At 73.3% G+C, this 4311-nt stretch carries 5 protein-coding genes; all 5 read left to right on the top strand.

The window, feature by feature from the left end; genetic code table 11:
* The first annotated feature begins 247 nt into the window (after positions 1-247).
* The 5 genes from JS521_RS27650 (at position 248) to trpA (ending at position 4151) form a co-directional block, all read left to right on the top strand.
* Positions 248-697: a DUF2752 domain-containing protein gene (locus tag JS521_RS27650; RefSeq protein WP_205085691.1), complete on the top strand. Its 450-nt coding sequence runs from the start codon at positions 248-250 to the stop codon at positions 695-697.
* Between the two features lie 116 nt (positions 698-813).
* On the top strand, positions 814-1623 hold the full coding sequence (gene trpC / locus JS521_RS27645) for an indole-3-glycerol phosphate synthase TrpC (RefSeq protein ID WP_030805722.1): 810 nt from the start codon (positions 814-816) through the stop codon (positions 1621-1623).
* Between the two features lie 22 nt (positions 1624-1645).
* Positions 1646-1912: a tryptophan biosynthesis modulator TrpM gene (gene trpM / locus JS521_RS36885; protein ID WP_079167499.1), complete on the top strand. Its 267-nt coding sequence runs from the start codon at positions 1646-1648 to the stop codon at positions 1910-1912.
* Positions 1913-2055: 143 nt separating this feature from the next.
* Positions 2056-3342, top strand: coding sequence for a tryptophan synthase subunit beta (gene trpB, locus JS521_RS27640; protein WP_205085690.1), 1287 nt, complete (start codon positions 2056-2058; stop codon positions 3340-3342).
* Positions 3339-4151 carry a tryptophan synthase subunit alpha gene (trpA, locus tag JS521_RS27635; protein ID WP_205085689.1) on the top strand — a complete coding sequence of 271 codons (813 nt, stop codon included), beginning with the start codon at positions 3339-3341 and terminating at the stop codon, positions 4149-4151. The genes trpB and trpA overlap by 4 nt, the downstream gene beginning before the upstream one ends.
* Positions 4152-4311: the final 160 nt, after the last annotated feature.

Genomic DNA, 4311 nt, shown 5'->3' with positions numbered 1-4311 from the left:
CCCGGACCCCGACCCCCAGGGCGTCGGCCCCTGGAACATGCCCCTGACGGTCTGCCCGACCCCGGACGCCCCAGCCCGTCCGGCGATCGAGGACGCAACCCTTGGCGCGGAGAGCCCGGCCATTCCAGCCCGTCCGGCGCTTGAGGACGGAACCCTCGCCACTCCAGCCCGTCCGGCGTTTGAGGACGGAACCCTTGCCGGGGAGAGCTCGCAGCTCACAGGCCCCTCGGGCGAAGGAGCCTCGCAGGTGCCCGGACCCCACAGCGACGGTTCCGTCCTCGAACGTCGGAAAGACCGGGCGGGCCGGGTACGTCGGCTCGGCACGCCCCTCGGCATCCTCGCCACCGTCACCGCCGCCTTCGCGTACGTCGGTGCCGTCGACCCCAATGACCCCGGCCACTACCCCGTCTGCCCGCTGCTCAAGGTGACCGGAGTGCTCTGCCCCGGCTGCGGCGGCCTCCGCAGCGCCCACGCCTTCATCACCGGCGACCTCGGCGCGGCGCTCCAAGCCAACGCGATCGCGACCGTCGGCTACTTCCTCTTCGCCGCCGTCTGGGTCCTCTGGCTGGTCCGGGCCTGGCGCGGAAAGCCCCTGCGGATCGCCCTGGCACCCGCCTGGTGGTGGGGCGTGGGTGCTGTCCTGCTGATCTTCACCGTGGTCCGGAATCTGCCGTTCGGCTCGGCGCTGGCCCCCTGAAATGCCCAGGTAGTGGGACGCGGCGTGGCCGGATGCGAGCCCTGGGCGCTCCTGCGGATACCATCGGTACGGCTGATCCTGTTCCCTAGTCACCGTTCCGGAAGGGGGCCGCTCGCGTGAGTGTGCTCGACGAGATCATCGACGGCGTTCGCGCCGACCTCGCGGAGCGACAGGCGCGCGTCAGCCTCGACGAGCTGAAGGAGCGCGCCGCGCGCGCCCCCCAGGCCAAGGACGGAGTCGCCGCCCTGCGCGGCGAGGGCGTCACCGTCATCTGCGAGGTCAAGCGCTCGTCCCCCTCCAAGGGGGCCCTTGCCGCCATCGCCGACCCGGCCGCGCTCGCCGCGGACTACGAGGCCGGCGGCGCGTCCGTCATCTCGGTCCTCACCGAGGAGCGCCGCTTCGGCGGCTCGCTCGCCGACCTGGAGGCCGTCCGCGCCAAGGTCGACACCCCGATCCTCCGCAAGGACTTCATCGTCACCTCGTACCAGCTGTGGGAGGCCCGGGCGTACGGCGCCGACCTCGCCCTGCTGATCGTCGCCGCCCTCGACCAGGAGGCCCTGGTCTCCCTCATCGAGCGCGCCGAGTCGATCGGGCTCACCCCGATCGTCGAGGCGCACGACGAGGAGGAGGCGGAGCGCGCCGTGGACGCCGGAGCCAAGATCATCGGTGTCAACGCGCGCAACCTGAAAGACCTCAAGGTCGACCGCTCCACCTTCGAGCGGGTCGCCCCCGAGATCCCCGACCACATCGTCAAGGTCGCCGAGTCCGGCGTCCGCGGCCCGCACGACCTGATCGCGTACGCCAACGCCGGCGCCGACGCCGTCCTGGTCGGCGAGTCCCTGGTCACCGGCCGCGACCCGCGCGCCGCCGTCGCCGACCTGGTCGCCGCGGGCGCCCACCCGGCGCTCCGCCACGGCCGCGGCTGACCGGGGACGGACGACAGCGACCATGACCGGACGTCCCGCGCCCCGCACCCGACCGGGCCTCGCCCCGGCCGGGGCTCCGGCGCGGGATCCGCACGCCCCGCTGGCGCGCGGCTGCCGCCCGCCCGTCTCCCACCACCACCCTCAACCGAGGCGCTGCGCGCCGCCCTTCTGGCACCGAGGCTGCCGTGCCCCCGCCCGGCGCGTGCACGGACGGCGGGTGCGGTACGTCATCGGTGACGAGCCCGGCCAGGTCAACGGCATGCGATGGCGCCCGGGGTCCGCGCAGTAGCGAGCCCCGGCCGACGTACCGCAGTACCCGCAGCACGTCCGTACGTACGACCGCATCACCGTGACCGCACGCCGGTTCCGGTGGCGCTCGCCGCTCCGCGCATACGGTGAACCCACCCGTTGCCATGCCAAGGAGCACGTCGCATGACGTCCGAGTTCTTCATTCCGGACCCCGAGGGTCTGATCCCCAGCGCCGAGGGCTATTTCGGCGCCTACGGCGGCAAGTTCATCCCGGAGGCGCTCGTCGCCGCCGTGGACGAGGTCGCCGTCGAGTACGACAAGGCCAAGGCCGACCCCGCGTTCGCCGCCGAGCTCAACGAGCTGATGGTGAACTACACCGGCCGCCCCAGCGCGCTCACCGAGGTCCCGCGCTTCGCCGAGCACGCGGGCGGGGCCCGGATCTTCCTCAAGCGCGAGGACCTGAACCACACCGGCTCGCACAAGATCAACAACGTGCTGGGTCAGGCGCTCCTCACCAAGCGCATGGGGAAGACCCGCGTCATCGCCGAGACCGGAGCCGGCCAGCACGGCGTCGCCACCGCGACCGCCTGCGCCCTCTTCGGCCTCGACTGCACCATCTACATGGGCGAGATCGACACCCAGCGCCAGGCACTGAACGTGGCCCGGATGCGGATGCTCGGCGCCGAGGTCGTCGCCGTGAAGTCCGGCTCGCGGACCCTGAAGGACGCCATCAACGAGGCGTTCCGCGACTGGGTCGCCAACGTGGACCGTACGCACTACCTCTTCGGTACGGTCGCGGGCCCGCACCCCTTCCCCGCGATGGTCCGCGACTTCCACCGGGTCATCGGCGTCGAGGCCCGCCGTCAGCTCCTGGAGCGCGCGGGCCGCCTCCCGGACGCGGCGGTCGCCTGTGTCGGCGGCGGCTCCAACGCCATCGGCCTCTTCCACGCCTTCATCCCGGACTCCGGGGTCCGCCTGGTCGGCTGCGAACCCGCCGGACACGGCGTGGAGACCGGCGAGCACGCGGCGACCCTGACGGCCGGGGAGCCGGGCATCCTGCACGGCTCCCGCTCCTACGTCCTCCAGGACGACGAGGGCCAGATCACCGAGCCGTACTCCATCTCGGCGGGGCTGGACTACCCGGGCATCGGCCCCGAGCACTCCTACCTCAAGGACGTCGGGCGCGGCGAGTACCGCGCGGTCACCGACGACGCGGCCATGCAGGCCCTGCGCCTGCTGTCCCGCACCGAGGGGATCATCCCGGCCATCGAGAGTGCCCACGCGCTCGCCGGGGCCCTGGACCTGGGCAGGGAGCTGGGCAAGGACGGGCTGATCCTCGTCAACCTGTCCGGCCGCGGTGACAAGGACATGGACACCGCCGCCCGCTACTTCGGGCTCTACGACACCGACGCCGTCGTCGAGGCGGACGCCGACAGCGACCGCGCCGAGATCGAGGGGGACGCCAAGTGAGCGGCAACATCGAGCTGTTGAACACCACCCTGGCCGCCGCGAAGGCCGCGGACCGGGCGGCGCTCATCGCCTACCTCCCGGCGGGGTTCCCCACCGTCGACGGCGGCATCGAAGCGGTCAAGGCCGTCGTCGCGGGCGGCGCGGACGTCGTCGAGGTCGGGCTGCCTCACAGCGACCCGGTCCTCGACGGGCCGGTCATCCAGACCGCCGACGACATCGCCCTGCGCGGCGGCGTCCGGATCGCCGACGTGATGCGCACGGTCCGTGAGGCGTACGAGGCCACCGGCGTCCCGATCCTCGTCATGACGTACTGGAACCCCATCGACCGCTACGGCGTCGAGCGGTTCACCGCCGAGCTGGCCGAGGCGGGCGGTGCCGGGTGCATCCTGCCCGACCTGCCGGTCCAGGAGTCCGCGCTGTGGCGCGAACACGCCGACAAGCACGGCCTGGCCACCGTGTTCGTCGTCGCCCCCAGCAGCCAGGACGCCCGCCTCGCCACCATCACGGCGGCCGGCAGCGGCTTCGTCTACGCCGCGTCCCTGATGGGCGTCACCGGCACCCGCGCCTCCGTGGGCGCCCAGGCCCAGGACCTGGTGGGACGCACCCGCGCCACCACCGACCTGCCGGTCTGCGTCGGCCTCGGCGTCTCCAACGCGGCGCAGGCCGCCGAGGTCGCCGGGTTCGCGGACGGCGTCATCGTCGGCTCGGCCTTCGTCAAGGCCATGCTGGACGCCCCCGACGAGACCGCCGGCCTCGCCGCCGTCCGCTCCCTGGCGGGCGAACTGGCCGAAGGTGTTCGAAAGCGCTGAGCACTGAACCACCCGAATGGGTGGATTGTGGACCGGGGGGGGGGGGGGGGGGCCCCCCCCGGGGGGTGCCCCGGGGGGGGGGCCAAAAAACCAGGGGGAAAACACCCCCCCCCGGGGGGCCGGGCCCCCCCCCCCCCCCGGGGAACGGGGGGGCGCACCA

This window comes from Streptomyces durocortorensis (genome assembly GCF_016901035.1).
Classification (GTDB): Bacteria; Actinomycetota; Actinomycetes; order Streptomycetales; family Streptomycetaceae; genus Streptomyces; species Streptomyces durocortorensis.
The sequence above is the reverse complement of the archived record's forward strand: the minus strand, read 5'-3'. Positions and strand labels throughout refer to the sequence as shown.